Origin of the sequence: uncultured Aquincola sp., from assembly GCF_964001545.1 — a bacterium.
GTDB lineage: Bacteria > Pseudomonadota > Gammaproteobacteria > Burkholderiales > Burkholderiaceae_C > Aquincola.
This window is the reverse complement of the sequence record NZ_CAXFDV010000653.1, coordinates 1-5,158: the sequence shown is the minus strand read 5'-3', so window position 1 is coordinate 5,158 and position 5,158 is coordinate 1. Positions and strand designations below refer to the sequence as shown.

Sequence of the window (5,158 nt, the reverse complement as noted above, 5' to 3'; positions counted from 1 at the left end):
GAACAGGTGCGCCGGCTGTTCGCCGGGCTGCAGCAGCACGTCGCCCTCGTGGAAGTAGGCGATGTCCACGTGGTCGCGCACCAGCTGGCGCTCGTCGGCCGTCAGGCAGTCGAAGGGCGAGGCGTGGAAATTGAAGGCGCTGGGCATGGCGGGCATCTCCCCGGCCCATTCTGGGCATGGCGGCTGACGCGCAGCTTGAGCTGGCGCAGACCTGGCCGCCTAAGATCCGCGGTCATGCGACCCGGCTTCAACTACAAGCACCTGCACTACTTCTGGGTGGTGGCCAAGGAAGGCGGCATGGCCCGCGCCGCCGAGCGGCTGGACGTGGCGGTGCAGACCGTCAGCGCCCAGGTGCGCGAGCTGGAACAGGCGCTGGGCCATGCGCTGCTCAAGCCGGCCGGCCGTGGCCTGGCCTTGACCGAAGCGGGTGAGGCCGCGCTGCGCCAGGCCGACCAGATCTTCCAGCTGGGTGAGCAGCTGCCCGACGTGGTGCGTGATGCGGCCACGCAGCCGGCGCTGCGGCTGGCGGTGGGCATCAGCGACGGCCTGCCCAAGATCGTGGTGCATCGGCTGATCATGCCGGTGCTGGCCGAGCCGGGGCTGCGGCTGCTGTGCCATGAAGGCGGCTTCGACGAGCTGCTGGCCGAGTTGGCGCTGCACAAGCTGGACCTGGTGCTGTCGGACCGGCCGGCGCCGGTCAATGCCAACCTCAAGCTGTACAGCCATGCACTGGGCGGCTCCGAGCTGGGCTGGTACGCGCCGGCCGCGCTGGCGGCCGCGGCGCGCAAGGGCTTTCCGCAGTCGCTGGCACAGGTGCCGGTGCTGCTGCCCACCGCGCATGCCACGGTGCGGGTGCAGATCGACACCTGGTTCGCGCGCCATGGCGTGCGGCCCAATGTGGTGGGCGAGTTCGAGGACAGCGCGCTGCTCAAGACCTTCGGCGCCGGCGGCATGGGCGTGTTTCCGGCCGCGCTGCTGGTGCACGACGACCTGGTGGAGCATTACCGCGTCAAGCCGGTGGGCGGCTGCGATGGCGTGCGCGAGCAGTTCTTTGCCATCGGCACCGAGCGGCGGGTGCAGCACCCGTTGATCCGCCGGCTGGTGGAGGCGGCGGAAGGTTGACTCAATGGTCGTCGTCGTGGCCGGGCGTTTCCACGCCCAGCAACTGGTGCAGCCGCGGGCTGGTGGTGGTGTACTGCAGGTGCACCGCCTTGTCGGGGAACACATGCCGCACCGCGCCGAAGGCGGCCAGCGTGGCTTCGTGGAAGCCGCAGAGGATGAGCTTCTTCTTGCCCGGGTAGGTGACCACGTCGCCCACCGCGAAGATGCCGGGCTCGCTGGTCTCGAACTTCTCGGTGTCCACCACCAGCTGCTTGCGCTCCAGCGCCAGGCCCCAGTCGGCGATCGGGCCCAGCCGCGGGCTGAGTCCGAAGAACACCAGCAGCTCGTCCAGCGGCATCACCCGCGTGACGCCGTCGCCACCCAGCACCTTGAGGGCACTCAGCCGGCCGTCGGTCACTTCGATGCCGCTGACCTGCCCGGCCGCGAACTGCATGCGCTGCGCCTCGCACAAGGCGCGCATGCGGCTGATGGCGGCGGGCTCGGCCTGGAACACATCGCGCCGGTGCAGCAGGGTGACGCTGGCAGCCGCCTGCGGGCCGGCTTCGGCCAGCCGGTTGGCCCACTGCAGCGCGCTGTCGCCGCCGCCCACCACCACCACGTGGCGGCCGGCGAAGCGGGCCGCATCGTCCACCCGGTAGTGCAGCTGCGTGCCTTCGAACGCGGCCAGGCCCTCCACCCGCAAGGGCTTGGGCTGGAAGGCGCCCACGCCGCCGGCGATGAACACGGTCTTGGCGATGAACTGCAGCCCGCGGCGGGTGGCCACGTCGAAGCGGCCGTCGGGGCGGCGATGCAGCAGGCTCACTTCCTGGTCCAGGTGCAGCGGCGGCTTGAAGGGCGCAATCTGCTGCAGCAGCCGGTCGACCAGCTCGCGCCCGCTGGTGGCGGGCAGGCCGGGGATGTCGTAGATGGGCTTGTCGGCGTACAGCTCGATGCACTGGCCGCCGGGCTGGGGCAGTGAATCGACCACGTGGGCGCCGATCTCCAGCAGGCCCAGCTCGAACACCTGGAACAGCCCGACCGGGCCGGCACCGACGATCAGCGCGTCGGTCTCGATCATGGGATCAGCGGATCAGCTCGGGCAGCTTGCCCGTGCGGTCCTTCCACTCGTCGGCGTCGGGCAGCGAGGCCTTGCGCTTGGTGATGCTGGGCCACTTCTTGGCCAGGTCGGCATTGAGCTGGATGAAGTGCTGCTGGTCGCCCGGCACGTCTTCTTCCGGCACGATGGCGTTGACCGGGCACTCGGGGATGCACACGGCGCAGTCGATGCACTCGTCGGGGTCGATCGTCAGGAAGTTCGGGCCTTCGCGGAAACAATCAACGGGGCAGACGTCGACGCAATCGGTGTACTTGCAGCGAATGCATGCTTCGGTGACGACGTGGGTCATGGGGCTTCAGCCTCTGAAATGTTGAGGGCGGCAGCGCCGGATTCATGTGGCGGCCGCTCCATGAGAACTCTCGATTCTAAGCCGCGGGGTGGCCTGCGGCGGCGGTATGGGGCATGGTGGCCGCATGCGGGCTGCGGCCATCGGCAGCCAGCACCGGCCGCGCACCAGCGCCCACGGTGACGATGGCCGGCCGGCCCGCATGCAGCATGCTGGCCGCGGCCAGCGTGGCCACCTCGTGGTCGCTGGCGCGCTGGTCGGGCGTGCCGGCCTGCGACACCACCAGCACCGGCGTGTCGGCCGGCCAGCCGGCGTCCAGCAGGCGGCGGCTCAGCGCGCCCAACTGGCGGCCGGCCATGTAGAACACCTCGGTGTCGGCGCTGGGCGGCGTGGCCTCGGCCAGGCTGCCTTCCTTGGTCATCGCGGTGGACAGGCTGACGCTGCGGCCCAGGCCGCGGCGCGTCAACGGCCGCTGGGTGGCGGCCGCGGCAGCGATGGCGGCGGTGACGCCGGGCACCACCTCGCAGCCGATGCCTTCGGCGGCCAGCGCCAGCAGCTCTTCTTCCAGCCGGCCGAACACGCTGGGATCGCCCCCCTTGAGCCGCACCACGCGCCGGTACTGCTGCGCGCAGCGCACCAGCATCGCGTTGATCTCGGTCTGCTTGGGTGCATGGCAGAAGCCGCGTTTGCCGACGTCGATCCAGCGCGCCTGCGGCGCCAGCTCACGCAGCGCGGGGTCGGTGAGGGCGTCGAACAGCACCACCTCGGCCTCGGCCAGCCGGCGCGCGCCGCGCACCGTGATCAGGTCGGCCGCGCCGGGGCCTGCGCCGATGAAGACGACATGGCCGAGCGGCGGGCGGCCGGCGGCTTCGGTCACGCCGCTTCCTTGACCAGCAGCGCGCCGCTGGTGCGGTTGCTGGTGGGGTCGACCACGATCAGCGCACCGCCCACCCGGTTGCTGCCGTAGGGCTCCACCGGCAGCGGCTGCTGGGTTTCCACGGTCACTTCGCCGATCTCGTTGACGGCCAGTTCATGGGCATCGGTGGCGGCCAGGGTGTGGATGTCCAGCCGGTGGTCGATGCTGCTGATGCGCGCCTGCACCCAGCGGTTGCCATGGCGCACCCAGTACTTGCGGCCGACCACGGCGGGCTCGGTGTCCAGCCAGGCCAGCGTGGCCGAAAAGCGCTGCGTGGCCTGCAGGCTCTTGGGCGTGGCCACCCAGTCGCCGCGCGAGACGTCGAGCTGGCGGTCCAGCACGATGCCGGCCGACTGGCCCGCACGTGCCGCTTCCACCACCTCGCCGGCCAGGCGCACCTGGGCGACGGTGGCGACTTCACCGCTGGGGAACACCTGCACCGTGTCGCCGGCTTTCACTGCGCCGTGGGCGATGCGGCCCCACAGCGTGCGCGGCTGGTGGCCGGTGCCTTCGCCGTCGTCACGGGCCACGTACTGCACCGGCTGCAGCAGATCGCCTTCGCTGCGTTCCTGCGTGGTGGGCAGGGCTTCCAGCAGCTGCAGCAGCGAGGGGCCTTCGTACCAGTCGCAGGCCAGCGGCTGCGTCACGTTGTCGCCTCGCAGGGCCGAGACGGGGATGATGCCCGCCACTTCCACGCCGGCTTCCTGCGCGAAGTCGCGCAGGGCCTGGGCCACCGCCTCGAAGGCGGGGCGGATGTCGTCGATGGCGTCGATCTTGTTGACCGCGAACACGATGCCGGGCACACGCAGCAGCTTGGCCAGCAGGGTGTGGCGGCGGGTTTGCGGCAGCAGCTGCACCGGCTTGGCGCGCCAGTCGATCTTGGTGATGTCCACCAGCACCACCGCGGCATCGCTGCCGGCGGCGGCCGTCACCATGTTGCGGGTGTACTGCTCATGGCCCGGCGCGTCGGCGATGATGAACTTGCGCTGGCGGGTGGCGAAGTAGCGGTAGGCCACGTCGATGGTGATGCCTTGCTCGCGCTCGGCTTCCAGGCCGTCGGTCAGCAGGCTCAGGTCGATGGGCTGGCCGGCGGCGCGCTTTTCCAGCGTGTCGAGCTGGTCGGCCAGGATGGCGCGGCTGTCGTACAGCAGGCGGCCGATCAGCGTGCTCTTGCCGTCGTCGACGCTGCCGGCGGTCAAGAAGCGCAGGGCGCGGTGGTCGTGGGACACGGGGGCGGCGGTGCTCATCAGAAATAGCCTTCTTTCTTGCGGCGCTCCATCGAGGCGTCGGAAGTGCGGTCGTCCATTCGCGTGGCGCCGCGTTCGCTCACGGTGACCGTCAGCGTCTCGGCCACGATGTCGGTGGCATTGGCGGCCGGGCTTTCCACCGGGCAGGTGCAGGTCATGTCGCCCACGGTGCGAAAGCGCACCTGCGCGGTTTCCACCGTTTCGCCGGCTTCGGGCGGCGTGACCTCGGTCACCGGCACCAGCAGGCCCTTGCGGCGGATCACCTGGCGGTCGTGTGCAAAGTACAGGTTGGGCAGCGGGATCTGCTCGCGGGCGATGTACAGCCACACGTCCAGCTCGGTCCAGTTGCTGATGGGGAACGAGCGGAAGTGTTCGCCCGGCTTGTGGCGGGTGTTGAACAGCGTCCACAGCTCGGGGCGCTGCTCCTTGGGCTGCCATTGGCCGAAGCTGTCGCGGTGGCTGAAGATGCGCTCCTTGGCGCGGGCCTTTTC

At 70.4% G+C, this 5,158-nt stretch carries 6 protein-coding genes; 1 reads left to right on the top strand and 5 read right to left on the bottom strand.

Annotated features, from left to right (window positions below):
* Nucleotides 1-234: 234 nt before the first annotated feature.
* Complete coding sequence (locus tag ABNT58_RS22645) at nt 235-1,122, top strand: LysR family transcriptional regulator (protein ID WP_348755664.1); 888 nt, start codon at nt 235-237, stop codon at nt 1,120-1,122.
* A gap of 1 nt (nt 1,123) precedes the next feature.
* On the opposite strand, the gene ABNT58_RS22640 is transcribed toward ABNT58_RS22645, so the two are convergent.
* The 5 genes from ABNT58_RS22640 to cysD all read right to left on the bottom strand — a co-directional run.
* The gene (locus ABNT58_RS22640) at nt 1,124-2,179 is read right to left on the bottom strand and encodes an NAD(P)/FAD-dependent oxidoreductase (RefSeq protein ID WP_348755663.1); all 1,056 of its coding nucleotides are present in this window, start codon (nt 2,177-2,179) and stop codon (nt 1,124-1,126) included.
* A gap of 4 nt (nt 2,180-2,183) precedes the next feature.
* Nucleotides 2,184-2,507 carry a ferredoxin FdxA gene (fdxA, locus tag ABNT58_RS22635; protein ID WP_348755662.1) on the bottom strand — a complete coding sequence of 108 codons (324 nt, stop codon included), beginning with the start codon at nt 2,505-2,507 and terminating at the stop codon, nt 2,184-2,186.
* Nucleotides 2,508-2,583: 76 nt separating this feature from the next.
* Nucleotides 2,584-3,381, bottom strand: coding sequence for a uroporphyrinogen-III C-methyltransferase (gene cobA, locus ABNT58_RS22630; RefSeq protein WP_348755661.1), 798 nt, complete (start codon nt 3,379-3,381; stop codon nt 2,584-2,586).
* Nucleotides 3,378-4,667 carry a GTP-binding protein gene (locus ABNT58_RS22625; protein ID WP_348755660.1) on the bottom strand — a complete coding sequence of 430 codons (1,290 nt, stop codon included), beginning with the start codon at nt 4,665-4,667 and terminating at the stop codon, nt 3,378-3,380. The genes cobA and ABNT58_RS22625 overlap by 4 nt, the downstream gene beginning before the upstream one ends.
* Nucleotides 4,667-5,158, bottom strand: a 492-nt coding sequence (cysD, locus tag ABNT58_RS22620; RefSeq protein ID WP_348755659.1) for a sulfate adenylyltransferase subunit CysD, incomplete at its 5' end; no start/stop codon positions are given. The genes cysD and ABNT58_RS22625, both read right to left, overlap by 1 nt.

What these genes read in the sequence shown, in the direction of transcription:
- ABNT58_RS22645 (WP_348755664.1), top strand. Translation starts at nt 235, where the DNA reads ATGCGACCCGGCTTCAACTACAAGCACCTGCACTACTTCTGGGTGGTG.
- ABNT58_RS22640 (WP_348755663.1), bottom strand. Translation starts at nt 2,179, where the DNA reads ATGATCGAGACCGACGCGCTGATCGTCGGTGCCGGCCCGGTCGGGCTG.
- fdxA (WP_348755662.1), bottom strand. Translation starts at nt 2,507, where the DNA reads ATGACCCACGTCGTCACCGAAGCATGCATTCGCTGCAAGTACACCGAT.
- ABNT58_RS22625 (WP_348755660.1), bottom strand. Translation starts at nt 4,667, where the DNA reads ATGAGCACCGCCGCCCCCGTGTCCCACGACCACCGCGCCCTGCGCTTC.